Here is an 18,096-nt window from a genome sequence, read left to right as displayed (position 1 = left end):
CTCAACGCGGCGTGAGGAAAAGGGTTGCCAGCGGCGGCAGTGTCAGCGACAGCGACGCCGGCTGACCGTGCAGCCCGTCGTCCGACGCGTTCAGATCGCCGTTCCGGGTGCCGGTGCCGCCGTATTCCGCCGCATCTGACGTCAGGGCCTCGCGCCAGGGACCGCCTTGCGGCACCCCGATGCGGTACCCTTCGCGGAACACCGACGCCATGTTGCTGACCACAACGACCGGCGGCGCGCCGTCGTCGGACAGGCGCAGGAAGGAAAACACGTTGTTTTCGGTGTCGCCGCCCTCGATCCAGCGAAATCCTTCGGGCGTGCAGTCTTGCCGGTGCAATGCGCGTTCGGTCCGGTAGAGACCGTTGAGATCGCGCACCAGCCTGCGGAGGCCGTCGTGCATCGGGTCCTGGCACAGATGCCAGTCTAGCGACCGGTCGTGGTTCCACTCACGCTCCTGTCCGAACTCACCGCCCATGAACAGCAGCTTCTTGCCCGGATGCCCCCACATGAAGCCGAAATAGGCCCTGAGGTTCGCGAATTGCTGCCAGCGGTCGCCGGGCATTTTCGTCAGCAGCGACCCCTTGCCATGCACCACCTCGTCGTGGCTGAGCGGCAGCACGAAATTCTCGCTGAAGGCGTAATGCAGCCCGAAGGTCATCTCACCGTGGTGATACGTCCGGTGGACCGGCTCATGCGCCATGTAGGACAGGGTGTCGTGCATCCAGCCCATGTTCCACTTGAAATCGAAGCCGAGACCGCCGTCCTCGACCGGCCGGCTGACACCGGGCCAGGCGGTGCTTTCCTCGGCGATGGTCAGGCTGCCGGGCGCGTAGTGGTGCGCGGCCGCATTCGCGCCCTTCAGGAACTCGATGGCGTCGAGGTTCTCGCGTCCGCCGTACCGGTTCGGGATCCATTCGCCCTCGTTGCGGGAATAGTCGAGATACAGCATCGACGCGACCGCATCCACGCGCAGCGCGTCGACATGATATTCCTTCAGCCAGTAGGTCGCCGACGCCCGCAGGAAATTCGCCACCTCGCGTCGGCCGAAATTGTAGATCAGCGTGTTCCAGTCCTTGTGGAATCCCTGGCGCGGGTCGGCATGTTCGTAGAGCGCGGTGCCGTCGAACTGGCCAAGCCCGTGGGCGTCCGACGGGAAATGTGCGGGCACCCAGTCGACGATCACCCCGATGCCCGCGCCGTGCAGGCGATCGACCAGCCGGGCGAAGTCTTCGGGGATGCCGAAACGCGCGGTCGGGGCGAACATGCCGACGGGCTGGTATCCCCATGATCCGGAGAACGGATGCTCGGTCACCGGCAGGAATTCGACATGGGTGAACCGCATGTCGGTCACGTAGTCGATGAGCTGCTGTGCCAGATCGGCATAGCTCAGCGTCTCGCCCTCTAGGCCGCGCCGCCACGATCCCAGATGCACCTCATAGATCGACACCGGTTCGGCTCGCTGGTCGGCAGACCGCGCGCGCATCCAGCCGTCGTCCGTCCACTCGTGCCGGGGCAGGCCCGCAACGATCGACGCGGTCTGCGGCGGCACCTCTGCGGCGAAACCCACGGGATCGGCCTTGAGCGGTTGGACGGCCCCGTAGGCCCCGACGATCTCGTATTTGTAAAGGTCGCCGGGTCCGATACCGGGCAGAAAAATCTCCCATACACCGGACGCGCCGCGCCGCCGCATTGCGTGGCGGCGCCCGTCCCAGGCGTTGAAATGCCCCACGACCGACACGCGCCGCGCGTTCGGCGCCCAGACCGCGAATGCGGTGCCGCGAACGCCGCCGTAGTCGATCGGATGGGCGCCAAGCCGGCGATAGAGCTCCTCATGCCGGCCTTCGGCCAGCAGATATTCATCCATCTCGCCCATGACCGGACCGAACGCGTAGGGATCGGCGAACTCCCACGAATGACCGGCGGCGTTGCGGCAGCGCAGGCGGTAGCCAAAGGGCGATTTCCGGCGCGGCCAGGCCCGGTGAAAGAAGCCTTCCGGGTGGATGCGTTCGAGCGGTCCGGCGGATTTGCCTTTCTGGTCGATGACCTCGACCTCTGCCGCATCGGGCAGGAAGGCATTCAGCACGATCCCCTTGCCGTCCTGCCGGTGCATGCCCAGCCACCGGAACGGATCGCCCTGTTGCCCGCGCAGGATCGCCTCGATTGCGGATGCCGGCGGTGCCGTATCTGGAAATATCGTGTCCATGGTTACACCGCGTCTTCGGCCAGGGCCAGCAAGCCGCGCAGGGGAATGTCCACCCAGTCCGGTCGCATCGACATCTCATATCCCACTTCGTAGGCCGCTTTCTGAACCAGGAAGAGATCCAGCAGGCCGGTTTCTAGCGCCTTGTCGGCGGGATGCACGGGGCTGCCGTCCATGGTCGCGCGATAGGCGCGCAGGAACGTCCCCTGCGTCGCCTCGCGCCAGCGGTTCACCCCGGCCAGCGTGCGCTCGGGGCTGGCGCCCATTTCGATCCGGCGGCGCACCGTCGACCACAGCGCATAGTCGAAGCTGCGCAACATTCCCGCGACGTCCCGCAGGGGCGACGTTTTGGCCGTGCGCTCATCCAGTGTCCGCGTCGGCTCTCCTTCGAAGTCGATGATCATGACATCGGTCTGCGCGACCAGCACCTGACCGAGATGATAGTCGCCGTGGATACGGCACTGCCCGCCCGAAGGCGGCAGATCAGCGACCTGCCGGACCTTGTGAACAAGCCGGTTCCGTTGCTCCAGCACGGCGCCGGCCAACGCGCGGCTCGTCTCGGGCAGGTCGCCCTGGATACGGGCCAGACGGTCGAGCGTGGCGCCAAGCTCGGCCTCGACGTCCCGGGCAAGGGTTTTCAGGTCGTCCTGCGCGAACGCCTGTTGCGAGAACGCCGTGCCGTCCGAACCGCTGGCCAGTGCCAGGTGCAACTCAGCCGTACGGCGGCCCAGGACGTCGCCCAGATCGAGCGGACCGCCCATCGTCGCCTCGTCATCGGGGGTGTCCTGCGCATCCGGGCCGCTGAGGTCCTGATGCTCCATGTCCCGTTCCAGCGCCTCCGTCACATAGGTCCAGGCGTCGCCCTGGTTGCGCACGAAGGCGGTCGCCGCGGCCAGGGTCGTGATGGTGCCGTCCGCGGCCTCCCACTCGATTGTCCCGAGAAGGGCCGGGCTGGACTCAAAATCGGTGTCCTCGGTCAGGAACCGCGCGATCTCTATGTCGGGCTGCACGCCCGGGCGCAGCCGGCGGTAGAGTTTGAGGATCAGCTTGTCGTCGAACGCGATGGAGGCGTTGGATTGTTCCGCCGACAGAAGACGCGGCTCCATCGGGGTGTCCATCTGTGAAAGCGCATCCGATCCGCGAAAGGCGATCCGCCCGGCATCGGTCTCCAGCGTCTCCCCCGACTTCAGCGACGCAAGCAGGGTCCGGGCGAAATCCTCGTCCATCGCGCCGTCCAGGATGGCGCCGACCGTGTTGGTGCGGCGCAGCTTGGCCAGGGTCGCCGGCAGGCGCGGGCCCATGGTCAGCGCGTCCTCTCCCCATGCGGCGGAAAGCGGCAGGAAATAGCGCTGTGTGTCGCCGTCGCCCAGCGAGACGTTGGCGACCGCCAGCATGTGGCGGCCGTCGGACATCTCGGCCAGACGGTCCAGCGCGATCGAGTCGATCCGCGCGCCCTTGGCGGCGAACCAGCGCTGGAGCGGCAGATATTCGGCCAGCGTCCGGCTTTCGACGCGCTGGGCGTTTGCGTCGTTCAGCGCGGTGGACAGCCGCCCGTCGCGCGTCGTCAGGGTCACGAAATCGGGCAGCATCGCCGGGATCGGGACGTGCCAGGCCGGGGCCTCGTCCGCGGCAAGCTGGAACCAGTAGAACCCGTAGGCCGGCAGCATCACCAGATAGGGCAACTCGCCGATCGGCGGAAAGGAGGAGGCGCCCGTCAGTTCGACCGGCACCTTGCCGGCATAGGCCGCAAGGTCGATCTCTGCCGCCTGGGCCTGGCGCGACAGGTTGGCGACGCAGAGCACCGTCTCGGTCTCGTCGTGCCGCAGATAGGCGAAGACCTTGCGATTGCGCGGATAGAGCAACTCGATCTCGCCCCGGCCGAACAGCGGATGGCGCTGGCGCACCGCGATCATCCGCTTCATCCAGTTCAGCAGCGAGGCGGGCGTGGTGTTCTGCGCCTCGACGTTGATCGCCTGGAAACCGTGCACCGGGTCCTGGATCGTCGGCAGGTAGAGCTGCTGGGGGTTGGCGCGGCTGAACCCGGCATTGCGGTCGGCCGACCATTGCATCGGCGTGCGCACGCCGTCGCGGTCCCCCAGATAGTAATTGTCGCCCATCCCGATCTCGTCGCCGTAGTAGACGATCGGCGTGCCCGGAAGCGACAGCAGCAGCGAATTCAGCAGCTCGATCTTGCGCCGGTCGTTCTGCAGCAGCGGCGCCAGGCGGCGGCGGATGCCCATGTTGATCCGCGCGCGCTTGTCGGAGGCGTAGAACTCCCACAGATAGTCGCGCTCGCGGTCGGTGACCATTTCCAGCGTCAACTCGTCGTGGTTGCGCAGGAAAATGCTCCACTGACAGCCTTCGGGGATTGCGGGGGTCTGCCGCAGGATGTCGGTGATCGGATAGCGGTCCTCTTGGGCGACGGCCATGTACATCCGCGGCATCAGCGGGAAGTGAAATCCCATGTGGCATTCGTCGCCGTCGCCGAAATAGGGGCGCGTGTCCTCCGGCCACTGGTTCGCCTCGGCCAGCAGCATCCGGCCGTCGTAGTGCTTGTCCAGATCGGCGCGGATCGCCTTCAGGACCGCGTGGGTCTCCGGCAGGTTCTCGTTGTTGGTGCCGTCGCGTTCCACCAGATAGGGGATCGCGTCAAGCCGCAGACCGTCCACGCCCTTGTCCAGCCAGAAATGCATGACCTCCAGAACGCTGGCCATCACCTCGGGGTTGTCGAAGTTCAGGTCCGGCTGGTGGTCGAAGAACCGGTGCCAGTAGAATTGGCCGGCCACCGGATCCCAGGTCCAGTTGCTGTCGTGAGTGTCGTTGAAGATCACCCGCGTCTTGTCCATCCATTTGGACGCATCGTCGGACCAGACGTAGAAATCGCGTTCGGGACTGCCCTTGGGGGCCCGGCGCGCGCGCTGGAACCACGGATGCTGGTCGGAGGTGTGGTTGATGACCAGTTCGGTGATGACCTTCAGCCCGCGGCGGTGCGCTTCCTCGACGAAGGCCTCGAAATCCGCCATCGTCCCGTAGGACGGATTGACCTCCTTGAAATCGGCGATGTCGTAGCCGTCGTCGCGCAGCGGCGACGGATAGAACGGAAGGATCCAGATCGCCGTGGCGCCCAGTTCCTGCACATGGTCGAGCCGGCTCATCAATCCGGCGAAATCGCCGATGCCGTCGCCGTTGGAATCCATGAACGCCTTGATGTGCAGCTGATAGATGATCGCGTCGCGGTACCAGTCCGCCGTCTCGCCCACGGGGGTGTCGGTGATCGTGTTCTGGTCGATGATATTCACAATGCGCCTCCCGGCGGGTGCAGTTTCCAGATCGCGTAGGGCCGCTCGTGCGGATCCAGACGCAGGATATGATCCTTGCCGTGCCAGGTGAAGCGGTTGCCGTGGATCGCGTCCTCGACCTCGATCGACGCGTCGTCGGCGAGGTCGAATTCCCACAGCGGGACCTGGAACCCGAACTCTGCCCCTGCATGAGGATCGATCAGCACGTGAAAGAGCAGGTAGTTCCGGTGTTCGGGGTCGAACCGGCCATAGTGGAGCACGCGATCGTCGAACGCGGGAAAAAACCGCAGGTTCAGGAAATTCCGCATCGCCGGGTTCTGGGACCGCAGCGTGTTGACCAGCCTAATGTCGGCCTTGATGTTGCCTTCGGCATCCCAGTCGCGGTGGCGCAGTTCGTATTTCTCCGAGTCGAGATATTCCTCGCGTCCGGGGAGGGGCGCGGCCTCGCACAGCTCGAACCCGGAATACATGCCCCAGTTGCCGCTCAGCGTGCCCGCCAGCAGCGCCCGGGTGCGGAACCCAGGCCGACCCGATGTCTGAAGGAAGATCGGATTGATGTCGGGCGTGTTGGTGAAGAAGTTGGGCCGCATGTAATGGCGGGATGGCCCGGTCGTCAGTTCGGTCAGGTATTCGGTCAACTCGGCCTTGGTGTCGCGCCAGGTGTAATAGGTGTAGCTCTGGTTGAAACCGATCTTGGCAAGATGCTTCATTACCTTCGGGCGGGTGAATGCCTCGCTCAGGAAGATCGCGCCGGGGCAGGTCCGGCGCACCTCCGCGATGATCCATTCCCAGAACGGGAAGGGCTTGGTGTGGGGGTTGTCCACCCGGAAGATCGTCACCCCGTGATCGATCCAGAACAGGAAAAGATCGCGGATCGCCTCCCAGAAGGGGGCGTTCGGCTCTTCTCCGTCGTAGTAGCGAAAGTTGACGATATCCTCGTATTTCTTCGGCGGGTTCTCGGCGAATTTGATGGTGCCGTCGGGACGCCTCTCGAACCAGTCGGGATGCTCTGAGATCCAGGGATGATCGGGCGACGCGTTCAGCGCGATGTCCAGCGCGATCTCCAGGCCCTTTCCGGCGGCCGCGTCCACCAGCGCGTCGAAATCCTCAAGCGTGCCGAGCTGGGGGTGCACGGCGTCCATGCCCCCGTCCGCGGATCCGATGGCGTAGGGTGATCCGATATCGTCAGGCCCCGCTTTCAGGGCGTTGTTCTTGCCCTTCCGGTTGGTCGTTCCGATCGGGTGGATGGGCGGGAAATAGAGCACGTCGAAGCCCAGGTCCCGCACGTAGTCGAGCCGCCCGATCACGTCGCGGAACGTGCCGTGGCGGCCGGGAGCGCCGGTCGAGCGGGGAAAGAGCTCATACCACGCGGAAAACGCCGCGCGTTCCCGGTCCACCCAGACCGGAAACGCCTCCGTCCGGGTCAGGTTTGCGCGCGGCCCGATCCGGGCCATCAGCGCGGTGGCGTCCGGCGACAGCAGCGTTGCGACATCGCCCGCTTTCGCGGCCTTGCGCAGATCCTTGACGGCGCTGCCGGTCCCCCGGGGGGCTTTCGCATCCTCTAGGATCCGGCGCGCTTCCTGCAGTTCCACAGACACATCCTGCCCGGCATGGAGTTTCTTGCGCGTGTCGCGCGCCCAGGTGCCCCAGACGTCGCGCCACGCCGCCACCGCGAACCGCGCCGGACCCGCAGCGTCGAAGGTGATCCGCCCCTCCCAGCGGTCGTTGTCGACATGCTGCATCGCGATCATCTCATCGCCCGGGCCGACGATGGCGGCGCCGATCACCTCGTGCCCGTCGCCGAACACGTCCGCCGAAACGCGCATGGGCGCCGCGGCGACGGCCTTGGCCGCAAAACGGCCGCCGTCGATGCAGGGTTCGACCGCTTCGATTGCCATGCGCCTGCGGGCGAGATCCTGCAGTTTCCCCTCATGGGACGTGTTGCGCTGTGCCGATACCATATCCGGTGCCCCTCTCTCTGCGACGCAATTCAGGACCTTTGCCTGTTGCCCTAGAAATACGGTTGGGGCCGAGGCTGGTTCCAACAGGATCGTCCACCTGGCGCATTCTCCGGCGCTTCGGCACGCCTCGGACGCACAGAGAAAGGCCGGGCGCGCCCCGCGGGAGAGGGGACAGCTATCCCCGCGGCACGGGGCGATGCCGGGCGTGGCGCCGGCGTGGCCATTCGTGAGGTCGTCGAAGGCCGGTGCGCCCGTCTCACCCTTCGCGCGGCGCCCCGCGCGAAGGGTTCCGGACATCGGCAAGGCTCGCGCAGGATTGGCCGAGACTGCCGGCAAGCGGCGAAGCCCCGGATAAATTCCGGCTGTCCGCCCTTAAAGCCGCTTGCGCTTACCTTGAATCGGGGATTCCCATGCGTGGTTGGTTGTGATTCATCCTGTTCAGGAGAAATTCGCCATGCCCGCACCGCTTTCGCTTGATCTTCGTCGCCGCTTCCAACGCTATGTCGAGAACGGTCTCAGCGGTCGCGAAGCCGCGCGCCGGTTGATGATCTCGCCCGCGACCGGTGCGCGACTTTCGGGCCGGGTGCGGCGGGGCGAGCCTCTTGCTGCCGCGAGGTGCGGCAGGCCCCTTGGATGGGGCAAGCTGGGTGCCCACAAGGCATTCCTGCTGGAGCTGGTCGAGCAAGATCCCGATATCACGATGGTCGAACTTCAGGCGGCACTGCTGGATGCGGAAGGGGTTCACGTGCACCAAAGCTCGTTGTCGCGCGCCCTGCGTCGTCTCGGGTTCACATATAAAAAAAGTCGCTGGTCGCGGACGAGCGGCGGAGACCCGATGTCGTCCGCGCCCGGCATGACTGGATAGTACGACGCCAGCCCTTCATGCGGACCATGCCGCAACGGCTGGTCTTCGTCGATGAAACTTCCGTCAAAACCAACATGACCCGGCTACGTGGCCGTGCTCCGAAGGGAAATCGCCTGACCGCCGCGGCCCCATTCGGCAAATGGCGCACACAAACCTTCATCGCCGGGCTGACGTCGGAAGCCCTCATGCCCTCTGGATCATCGCCGGTGCGATGAACGGGGACGCTTTCGCAACCTACGTCGAAACCCAACTCGCCCCGGCGCTCGAGCCAGGCACCGTCGTCATCCTCGACAACCTCAGCACCCACAAGAACGTTCGCGCGGCCGAAGCTCTGAAAGCGTGCGGATGCTGGTTCCTCTATCTGCCGCCATACAGCCCTGACCTGAATCCAATCGAGATGGCTTTCTCCAAACTCAAGGCGCTACTGCGAGGCGCAGGCGCACGCAGCTTCGACCATCTCCTCCAAATCCTCGGCAACATCTGCGACCTCTTCACACCGCAAGAGTGCTGGAACTACCTTCGGCATGCCGGGTATGTCTCAACGTAAATGCACGGTGAACTAGGTGTTCAGTCCCGGCATCCGGCGGGGACCCCGGGGCCCGTGCCCCGGATCGCCCGGATCCGCTACTTCAGCGCGGCGTCGGTGATGTCATGGGTCCAGGCGCCCTCCGGCTCCCTGGTGATGGCCGGGTTGTCGTCGGAAACGGCCGACAGCAGGGTTTCCACGGTCTGCTGATAGGCGGCCTCGTCCAGCGTCCCGTCGGAGCCTTCGGTCAGCTTCGCCACCTCGCCCATCATATAGACCTGGTGATCGAGCGTCTGCGCGCCGGAGGTGTCGTTGTCCACGACGATCTGCGCGGCGTCCTCTGGGTTTTCCTCGGCCCATTTCCAGCCCTTCATGGAGGCGCGGACGAACCGCTCCATCTTGTCCACGAAGGCGGGATCCTCAAGGTCGCTTTCCAGCACGTAGAGCCCGTCCTCCAGCATCCCCACGCCTTCCTCCAGGTAGTTGAAGTTGACCAGCTCATCGGCTGTGTAGCCGGCGTCCAGAATCTGGCCGTATTCGTTGTAGGTCATGGTAGAGATGCAGTCGGCCTGACCCTGGAGCAGCGGGTCCACGTTGAACGCCTGCTTCAGCACCTCCACGCCCGCGTCCGATCCGTCGGTGGGCAGCCCAAGCTGCGCCATCCATGCGTAGAACGGATACTCGTTGCCGAAGAACCAGACGCCAAGGGTGCGGCCGGGGAAATCCTCGGGGGATTCGACTCCGGTCTCGGCCAGGCAGGTCAGCTGCAGCCCGCCCGATGAGAACGGCTGCGCGATGTTGACCAGCGGCACGCCGCGTTCGCGCGCGGCCAGCGCGGCCGCCATCCAGGTGACGATCACATCGGCACCGCCCCCCGCGATCACCTGCTCGGGCGCGATGTCGGGGCCGCCGGGCTTGATCGTGACGTCCAGGTTCTCCTCGTCGTAGAAGCCCTGGTCCTCGGCCACGTAGTAGCCCGCGAACTGGGCCTGGGTGACCCATTTCAGCTGCAGCGTCACGCTGTCCTGGGCGCTTGCCGCACCGCCCAGTCCCAGTGCCGCGACGCCCGCGATGATCGTTACCTTCATGTCGTTTCTCCTCTGATGGATGGGTCCGGGTGTCATCCCCGGTTGGACGGGTGCCAGAAGGTCACCCGGGTCTCGATGGCGGCGATGATGCCGTAGAACAGGCTGCCCGCAAGGGCCGCGACGACGATTTCGGACCAGACCATGTCGAGCGCCAGCTGGCCGACCGAGACCGAGATGCGAAACCCCACGCCCTGGATCGGACTGCCGAAGAATTCCGCGACGATCGCCCCGATCAGCGCCAGGGTGGTCGAGATCTTCAACCCGTTGAAGACGAACGGCATGGCGGCGGGCAGGCGCAGCTTGGTCAGCGTCGCCCAGTAGCCCGCGCCATAGGTCCGCATCAGGTCGCGCTGCATCGCCTGTGTGTCCGTCAGCCCCGCGACCGTGTTCACCAGCACGGGAAAGAACACCATCGCCACGACCACGGCGGCCTTGGACTGCCAGTCGAAGCCGAACCACATCACCAGGATCGGGGCGGTGCCGACGATGGGCAGGGCGGCCATGAAATTGCCCACCGGCAGCAGCCCGGACTTGAGGAACGCGAACCGGTCGGCCAGCAATGCCACCGCGAAGGCGGAGAGGCAGCCGATGGCATATCCCGACAACGCGCCCTTGACGAAGGTCTGCACGAAGTCTCCCCAGAGGGTCCGGAGATTGGCCGTGAAGGCCGCCGCGATGGCGGTAGGGGCGGGCAGGATCACGCCCGGGACGGCGTAGAGCCACACCGTGATCTCCCACAGGATCAGCACCGTGACCCCGAAGATCGCCGGCACGGCCATGCGCGCGCTCCGCGTGTCGCGGCCGGCAAGCCACAGGTTCAGCGCGAACGCCGCCAGCCAAAGGGCCAGGATCGGAACGGCGCGGGGAGAGACCAACGCCAGCAGCACCAGGGCAAGGGCGGCCGCGATCGGGGCGGGGCGGGCAAGGGCGGTCACAGCCGCAGGCCCAGGCGCGACAGGGTGATCCGTTCGATCACCCCGATGGCGCCCACCGCAAGTGCCGCCAGGATCGCGGCCGCGACGAGCGCGGCCCAGATCTGCACGGTCTGCCCGTAATAGCTGCCCGCCAGCAGCCGCGCGCCCAGCCCGGCGACGGCGCCGGTGGGCAGTTCACCCACGATGGCGCCCACAAGGCTGGCCGCGATGCCGATCTTGAGCGAGGCAAAGAGATAGGGCAGCGAGGCGGGCAGCCGCAGTTTCAGGAACGTCGCCGCCCCGCTGGCGGCGTAGGTCCGAAGCAGGTCCAGCTGCATCCGGTCGGGCGAGCGCAGCCCCTTCACCATGCCGACCACGGCGGGAAAGAACGACAGGTAGGCGGAGATCACCGCCTTGGGCAGGATCCCCTCGATGCCGATGGAATAGAGCACGACGATGATCATCGGCGCGATGGCGATGATCGGCACGGTCTGGCTGACGATGGCCCAGGGCATCACGCTGAGGTCCATGACCCGGGAATGGACGATGCCGGTGGCCAGCACGATCCCCAGACCGGTGCCGATGACGAAGCCCAGCAGCGTGGCCGAAAGAGTGACCCAGGCGTGGTGGATCAGGCTCCGGTTCGAGGTGGGGGACACCAGGGCCGTGGTGGCCCAGAGCTCTCGCGCCACCTGGTGCGGGGCGGGCAGGCGGGGGCGGGCCTGGGTGAAGGCCGAACGGGCCGCGACGCCCGGGTTGGCGAGGGCCAGCGCCAGGCCGGACATGGAGCGCCGGTCGCGGGCGCTGTCGGGCGTGACGGCGATGTCGGCGCGGGCCGCATCGGTCACCGATTGCGCGGCGTTCATCGGGATGCAGGCCAGATACCACAGCGCCAGCAGGGCCGCGACCACGGTCAGGACCGGCAGGACCGACAGCCCCCGCGCCCGAACCCACAGCGCGACCCGGCCGGAGCGGCCGATCCCGGCGCCCGGCGCCGAGAGGAAAGGCCGGTCGATCATTCGCGACACGCCCGCCCCGCAGTCATCCTGCCGATCTTCCGCAGGGCGCCCGCTGCCCGTCCCATCGCGAAGGGTGCGCCGGGAAAGGCATCTCTCCGCTGCGTTCGGATTTTGCGCCCGGCTCTGCCGGACAGGCTTCGCTGCACCGTTCGATGTCCCTGCCTCTGCCGATGCGTCCACCACGCCGAGCCAAGGTCCTGCGGGTCTGCCATCCGCCCCGCGCCGATCGCGGACCCAGACGATGTCGAACACCTATCCGTCACGCCGCGTCCATCCCGGCGCGCAGGCCCTCGCGGACCCGGTGGGCGATCCGGATGAACTCGGGGGTGTCGCGGATGTCGAGCGGGCGGTCGCGGGGCAGGGGGCTGTCGATCACGTCGGTGATGCGCCCCGGACGCGGGCTCATCACCACGATCCGGGTCGAGAGATACACCGCCTCGGGGATCGAATGGGTGACGAAGAGCATGGTCTTGCCGGTGCGGTCCCAGAGGCCCAGAAGCTCCTCGTTCAGCCGATCGCGCACGATCTCGTCCAGCGCGCCGAAGGGCTCGTCCATCAGCAGCAGGTCCGCGTCGAAGCTGAGCGCCCGCGCGATGGAGGCGCGCTGCTGCATGCCCCCCGAAAGCTGCCAGGGGTATTTCTTTTCGAACCCGTCGAGTTCCACCAAGGCCAGGGTCTCGCGCACCCGGCGCGCCCGTTCGGCGCGGGAGAACCCCATGATTTCCAGCGGCAGACGGACGTTGCCGCCGATGGTCCGCCAGGGGTAGAGCCCGGCCGCCTGGAACACGTAGCCATAGGCGCGGGCGCGGCGGGCCTCGTCCGGGGTCATGCCGTTGACCGTCAGCGTGCCGCCGGTCGGGGTCTCCAGGCCCGCAACGCAGCGCAGGAACGTGGTCTTGCCGCAGCCCGACGGGCCGATGAAGCCGACGAACTCGCCCCGCCCGATGTCGAGGGACACGTCCTTCAAAGCCTGGACGGGCCCGTCGCCCGTCCGGAAGGTGAGGTCGAGGGCGTCGGCCCGCACCACCGGATCGCTCATGCCGCGCGGCTTTCCAGGAGGCCCGCCGCCAGAAGCGCGCCGCGCAGGTCGTGCCGGGCGTCGGCGTCGAGCGGGCGCAGGGGGCGTGGCGGGATCGCGGGGCCGAGGCCGAGCATCTCCACCGCCTCGTGCACCACGCGGATGCCGCCATGCCGCCGGAACACCGCCCAGAGCGGGGCCAGCCGGGCGTTGAGCGCGCCGAGCGCGGCCGGGTCCGAGCGCGCCGCCCAGAGCGCGGCGCCGGTCTCGGGGAACGCGCCCGCGAAGACCGAATAGAAGGCGTCCAGCGGCGCCGACAGGGCCGCCGCGATGGCCGCGTCGCCCGACTGGCCGAGCGAGAAGTCCGCCGGCAGCGCGGCGCGCAACCGCGCGATCCCGGCCCCGAAATCGCCGTCCGCAGGCGCCGGGTTCTTGACCGCGACGACCCCCGGGATCGTCGCGAGGCGGGCCAGAAGCGCCTCCGAGACGGTGAATCCCGTCGTGATGGGGTTGTTGTAGACGCAGATCGGAAGGTCCGTCGCCTCGCTCGCATCGGCGAAAAGGCCGAACACCTCGTCGTCGGTCAGCGGCAGATAGGAGACAGGCGCGAGAATCAGGCCGGCCGCGCCCGCGGCTTCGGCATCCCGCGCATGGCGCACCACGTCTCGGGTGGCGAGCGCGCCGATTCCGGCGAGAACCGGCGTGCCGCCCGCCGCGCCGATCGCCACCTCCAGCGCCCGGGCGCGCGCGTCGGAGACCAGATAGGCGTAGCTGCCGGTCGAGCCGAGCACGCCGATGGAGGCCGCGCCGGTCTTCGCGATCCGCGCGACGAGCCGCGCCAGCCGGTCGGGCGCCACGGCGCCGTCCGCGTCGAGGGGCGTGACCGGAAAGGCCGAGAGACCCTGGAACGGCGTCATTACACCCCGCTGGCCGGGATGCCCGACCGCTCCACCGGGCGCGGCGCGGTCAGGGCCTTCCACGAGGACAGCGCGCGGTTCACCGATCCCTTCGGCGCGCGGGGCACGAACTGGCCGTGGCCCTCCTGGCCGCTGATCTCGCCCTCGGTCACCATGACCCGCCCGCGCGAGAGCGTGTAGCGCGGCAGGCCCTTGACGTGCTGGCCTTCGAACACGTTGTAGTCGATGGCCGATTGCTGCGCCGAGGCGGTGATGGTCTTTTCCCGTTCCGGATCCCACACGACCAGATCGGCATCAGCGCCGACCAGGATCGCCCCCTTCTTCGGGTAGCAGTTCAGGATCTTGGCGATGTTGGTCGATGTCACGGCGACGAATTCGTTGGGTGTCAGCCGTCCCGTGGCGACGCCGTGGGTCCAGAGCATCGGCAACCGATCCTCCAGCCCGCCGGTGCCGTTGGGGATCTTGGTGAAATCGCCCAGGCCGTTGCGCTTCTGTTCGGTGGTGAAGGCGCAGTGGTCCGTCGCCACCACCGACAGCGATCCCGACTGCAACCCGGCCCAGAGACTGTCCTGATGCCGCTTGTCGCGGAACGGCGGCGACATGACGCGCCGGGCCGCGTGGTCCCAGTCGGCGTTGAAATACTCGCTCTCGTCGAGTGTCAGGTGCTGGATCAGCGGCTCGCCCCAGACCCGCTTGCCCTGCTGGCGCGCGCGGCGGATCGCCTCGTGGCTGTCCTCACACGAGGTGTGGACCACGTAGAGCGGCACACCGGCCATGTCGGCGATCATGATGGCCCGGTTGGTGGCCTCGCCCTCGACCTGGGGCGGACGGGAATAGGCGTGGCCCTCGGGGCCGGTGTTGCCCTCGGCCAGAAGCCGCGCCGAGAGGTCGGCCACAACGTCGCCGTTCTCGGCATGCACCAGCGCGATGGCGCCCAGTTCGGCCAGCCGCTGGAACGAGGCGTACATCTCGTCGTCCTGCACCATCAGCGCGCCCTTGTAGGCCATGAAGTGCTTGAAGGTGTTGATGCCGCGCGTCCGAACGACGGTCTCCATCTCGTCGAAGACCTGTTCGCCCCACCAGGTCACGGCCATGTGGAACGAGTAGTCGCAATGGGCGCGCGTCGACTTGTTGTCCCACATCTTCAGCGCGTCGAGCAGGCCCTGCCCGGGCGAGGGCAGGGCGAAATCCACCACCATGGTGGTCCCGCCGGCCAGGGCCGCGCGGGTGCCGGAGTCGAAATCGTCGGCGGAGTAGGTGCCCATGAAGGGCATCTCCAGATGCGTATGCGGATCGATCCCGCCCGGCATCACGTAGCAGCCGGTGGCGTCGAGGACCTCGTCGCCGGTCAGGTCGGGGCCGATCCGGGCGATCCGGCCGCCCTCGATGGCGATATCGGCGCCATAGGTCAGGTCGTGGGTGACGATCGTGCCGTTCTTGATGACCGTTGTCATGTCATGTCGCTCCTGCGGGTCGATCCCCGACATGGCCGGAACGGGGCCGGCCCCCCATCAGCGTTGCGGTAGCAGGGCGAATCCGGAGCCCGTGCAGACCGGATTGCCGGCCCCGTCGCGGACGAACTCTCCGGCGGTCGCTCCGGGCGGGATGATCGCCTGACAGCCGTTCGCGTCCACGATCAGCGTCGGACCGGCGACATCCTCGACAACGATTGTGTCGCCAACGCGTCGCACGCCCGTGTCGCCATCGTCGATCGTGGCCCCGCCGGTACATGCCCCCAGCGTCAGAGCGAACAGCGTCGCAGCGCCCCATTTCGACGTCATCCGGGATCTCCTTCGGCATTGCCCGCCGCACATGCGGTCCGGCGCAGAGTGCGCGCATTGCGGGGCGGGGGCAATGGCCGCACCGCGCCGTCAAGTAACGATCCCGGCGGTTTCCGTGACCGCATGGAGCAGCACGTCCGCCCCCGCCGTGGCCCAGTCCTTGGTGATTTCCTCTGCCTCGTTATGGGACAGCCCGTCCACGCAGGGGCACATCACCATGGCCGTGGGCGCGACCCGGTTGATCCAGCAGGCGTCGTGGCCGGCGCCGGACACGATGTCGCGATGCGCGTAGCCCAGCCGGTCGGCCGCGTCGCGCACGGCGGACACACAGCCTGGATCGAAGGTCACGGGATCGAAATGACCGGCCTCCTCGATCTCGAAACCCAGGCCCAGATCCGCGGCGATCTCGGGCGCCTCGGCCTCCAGCCGCGCCTTCATCCCGTCCAGCTTGTCGCGGTCGGGAGACCTGAAATCGACCGTGAACACGACCTTGCCGGGGATCACGTTGCGCGAGTTGGGGTAGACGTCGATATGGCCCGCGGCGCCCACGGCATCCGGCTGGTTCTCCATGGCGATCCGGTGGACGAGTTCAAGGATCCGCGCCATGCCCAGGCCCGCGTTGGCGCGCATCTCCATGGGGGTCGAGCCGGTATGGGCGTCCTTGCCGGTCAGCGTGATCTGCAGCCACCACAGTCCCTGGCCATGGGTGACGACGCCGATCTGCTTGCCCTCGGCCTCCAGGATCGGGCCCTGCTCGATATGCAGCTCGAAAAAGGCGTGCATCCTGCGCGCGCCGACCTCCTCATCGCCGCGCCAGCCAATCCGGTCCAGCTCATCGCCGAACCGCAGTCCCCTGGCGTCGGTCCGGTCCTCGGCCCAGGCCTGGTCATGGACACCCGCGAAGACGCCGGAGGCCAGCATGGCGGGGGCGAAGCGGGTGCCCTCCTCATTGGTCCAGTTCGTGACGACGATGGGATGCTTCGTGCGGATGCCGAGGTCGTTCAGCGTCCGCACGATCTCCAGCCCGCCGAGCACGCCCAGCACGCCATCGTACTTTCCGCCCGTTGGCTGGGTGTCGAGATGGCTGCCCACATAGACCGGCAGGGCGTCCGGGTCCGACCCCTCGCGCCGCGCGAACATCGTGCCCAGGCTGTCGATTCCCATGGTGCAACCGGCCTCTTCGCACCAGGTCCGGAAGAGCGCGCGGCCCTCGGCATCGGCATCGGTCAGCGTCTGGCGGTTGTTGCCGCCCGCGACGCCGGGACCGATCCGGGCCATTTCCATCAGCGCGTCCCAGAGCCGGTCGCCATCGACGCGCATGTTCTCTCCGGGAGCGGCGGATGGGGCCATGGGTGGTCTCCGTGCTGCGATGCAATTTGACCAACCGGTCAAATTGACGCTACCAGAGAGCCGGGGTCAGTCAAGGTTCGCGCGTATGGAAGACGTTTCCGCCCCAGATCCATGCGCCGGGTGCCGCATCCCTGGGCTGCGCATCGCCGGGCCGGGGCGTTTGCCGTGACCGAAACCCGCATCCAGACGCGCAACCGCGCCGCCATCCGCGAGGCCGCGCTGGAGGTGTTCTCCCGCCAGGGGTTCGGCGGCGCGACCCTGGACGCCATCGCCGGAGAGGCGGGCCTGTCGAAGCCCAACCTGCTCTACTACTACCCGTCCAAGGAGGCGATCTACGAGGATCTGCTGACCGGCCTCCTGGCCACCTGGCTCGACCCGCTGATCGCTCTGGATCCGGCGGGCGATCCGGTCGAGGAGCTGTTGGCCTACATGCGCCGCAAGCTGGACCTATCGCGGCAGATGCCGCGCGAGAGCCGCCTTTTTGCCGGAGAGATCCTGCGCGGCGCGCCGGTGATGATGGGACACCTGACCGGGGAACTCCAGCGCCTGGTGAGCGAAAAGTCCGACCTGATCGAGACCTGGGCTGCGGAGGGCCGCATCGCGCCGGTGGACGGCCGCCAGACCATCATCTCGATCTGGGCGCTGACCCAGCACTACGCCGATTTCGACGTGCAGGTGCGGGCGGTGCTGGGCGACACCGACCCATTCGACAGCGCCGCAACCCACCTGGACGCCCTGTTCCGACGGATGCTGTCGGTGCGGTAAGACGCCGGCGTGTTGGAAGGAGCTCGCGACACCGGCATTGGCTGCCGAACGAAGCGCGCGGGTTTCGCAGGCAAACCGTATCAATCCCTTGAATGACATTCCAGACAATCAGCCCCGTACGCCATCGCAATGCGGCACTGCGAGGCTTCGGATAACGTCAAGACCCCGGCAGATAAGGAGCCGACTTCCTTGACTTGGCCGCGATCGATAACCGGTTGGAGCCTGCGACACGGCCTGTCACGTGCGGTCCGGACGGCGCGACCCTGTGGAAATCAACATTTTCGGGCCTGGGAGTCTCCTCGGCTGACCCGCGAATTTCGGTTTCTGGGGCGGCTTGGGATCTGCTGATTGTCAGCAGCTAAGCAACGTTTCCGCTATCGTCTTGAGCGTCTC

General features: G+C 67.1%; 14 protein-coding genes. 3 read left to right on the top strand and 11 right to left on the bottom strand.

Annotated elements, in window-relative coordinates:
* Position 1: 1 nt before the first annotated feature.
* The 3 genes from glgB to KW83_RS03310 are packed head-to-tail and all read right to left on the bottom strand — an operon-like array spanning position 2 to position 7,397.
* Positions 2-2,203 carry a 1,4-alpha-glucan branching protein GlgB gene (gene glgB, locus KW83_RS03320; protein WP_036174332.1) on the bottom strand — a complete coding sequence of 734 codons (2,202 nt, stop codon included), beginning with the start codon at positions 2,201-2,203 and terminating at the stop codon, positions 2-4.
* A 2-nt stretch (positions 2,204-2,205) separates the two neighbouring features.
* Positions 2,206-5,499, bottom strand: a complete 3,294-nt coding sequence (gene treS, locus KW83_RS03315; RefSeq protein WP_051928192.1) for a maltose alpha-D-glucosyltransferase — start codon at positions 5,497-5,499, stop codon at positions 2,206-2,208.
* Positions 5,496-7,397: an alpha-1,4-glucan--maltose-1-phosphate maltosyltransferase gene (locus tag KW83_RS03310; protein ID WP_036174329.1), complete on the bottom strand. Its 1,902-nt coding sequence runs from the start codon at positions 7,395-7,397 to the stop codon at positions 5,496-5,498. The genes treS and KW83_RS03310 overlap by 4 nt, the downstream gene beginning before the upstream one ends.
* Positions 7,398-7,914: 517 nt before the next feature.
* Between KW83_RS03310 and KW83_RS03305 the strand changes: the two genes are divergently transcribed.
* Together KW83_RS03305 and KW83_RS03300 are read left to right on the top strand one after the other, a co-directional pair.
* A complete protein-coding gene (locus tag KW83_RS03305) occupies positions 7,915-8,325 on the top strand; it encodes a hypothetical protein (RefSeq protein WP_051928186.1) in 411 nt (136 codons plus the stop codon).
* Positions 8,326-8,464: 139 nt separating this feature from the next.
* Positions 8,465-8,872, top strand: a complete 408-nt coding sequence (locus KW83_RS03300) for a transposase (protein ID WP_081904424.1) — start codon at positions 8,465-8,467, stop codon at positions 8,870-8,872.
* 77 nt (positions 8,873-8,949) lie between these two features.
* On the opposite strand, the gene KW83_RS03295 is transcribed toward KW83_RS03300, so the two are convergent.
* From KW83_RS03295 to KW83_RS03260, 8 genes are all read right to left on the bottom strand, one after another.
* Positions 8,950-9,939 carry an ABC transporter substrate-binding protein gene (locus KW83_RS03295; RefSeq protein WP_036174326.1) on the bottom strand — a complete coding sequence of 330 codons (990 nt, stop codon included), beginning with the start codon at positions 9,937-9,939 and terminating at the stop codon, positions 8,950-8,952.
* A 32-nt stretch (positions 9,940-9,971) separates the two neighbouring features.
* A complete protein-coding gene (locus KW83_RS03290; RefSeq protein ID WP_081904423.1) occupies positions 9,972-10,874 on the bottom strand; it encodes an ABC transporter permease in 903 nt (300 codons plus the stop codon).
* Positions 10,871-11,872, bottom strand: coding sequence for an ABC transporter permease (locus tag KW83_RS03285; RefSeq protein WP_081904422.1), 1,002 nt, complete (start codon positions 11,870-11,872; stop codon positions 10,871-10,873). The genes KW83_RS03290 and KW83_RS03285 overlap by 4 nt, the downstream gene beginning before the upstream one ends.
* Positions 11,873-12,131: 259 nt before the next feature.
* Complete coding sequence (locus KW83_RS03280) at positions 12,132-12,911, bottom strand: ABC transporter ATP-binding protein (RefSeq protein WP_036174323.1); 780 nt, start codon at positions 12,909-12,911, stop codon at positions 12,132-12,134.
* Positions 12,908-13,807 carry a dihydrodipicolinate synthase family protein gene (locus KW83_RS03275; protein ID WP_036174320.1) on the bottom strand — a complete coding sequence of 300 codons (900 nt, stop codon included), beginning with the start codon at positions 13,805-13,807 and terminating at the stop codon, positions 12,908-12,910. Before KW83_RS03275 ends, KW83_RS03280 begins: the two co-directional genes overlap by 4 nt.
* Positions 13,807-15,261 carry a dihydropyrimidinase gene (hydA, locus tag KW83_RS03270; protein WP_036174317.1) on the bottom strand — a complete coding sequence of 485 codons (1,455 nt, stop codon included), beginning with the start codon at positions 15,259-15,261 and terminating at the stop codon, positions 13,807-13,809. Before hydA ends, KW83_RS03275 begins: the two co-directional genes overlap by 1 nt.
* 57 nt (positions 15,262-15,318) lie before the next feature.
* Complete coding sequence (locus tag KW83_RS03265) at positions 15,319-15,588, bottom strand: hypothetical protein (RefSeq protein WP_036174314.1); 270 nt, start codon at positions 15,586-15,588, stop codon at positions 15,319-15,321.
* A gap of 90 nt (positions 15,589-15,678) precedes the next feature.
* A complete protein-coding gene (locus tag KW83_RS03260; protein WP_036174311.1) occupies positions 15,679-16,938 on the bottom strand; it encodes a Zn-dependent hydrolase in 1,260 nt (419 codons plus the stop codon).
* A 165-nt stretch (positions 16,939-17,103) separates the two neighbouring features.
* Between KW83_RS03260 and KW83_RS03255 the strand changes: the two genes are divergently transcribed.
* Positions 17,104-17,703 carry a TetR family transcriptional regulator C-terminal domain-containing protein gene (locus KW83_RS03255; RefSeq protein WP_036174948.1) on the top strand — a complete coding sequence of 200 codons (600 nt, stop codon included), beginning with the start codon at positions 17,104-17,106 and terminating at the stop codon, positions 17,701-17,703.
* Positions 17,704-18,096 lie beyond the last annotated feature (393 nt).

This window comes from Palleronia rufa, from assembly GCF_000743715.1.
GTDB lineage: Bacteria > Pseudomonadota > Alphaproteobacteria > Rhodobacterales > Rhodobacteraceae > Palleronia > Palleronia rufa.
Note: the sequence above shows the minus strand (reverse complement) of the source record. Positions and strands in the feature narration are given on the sequence as shown.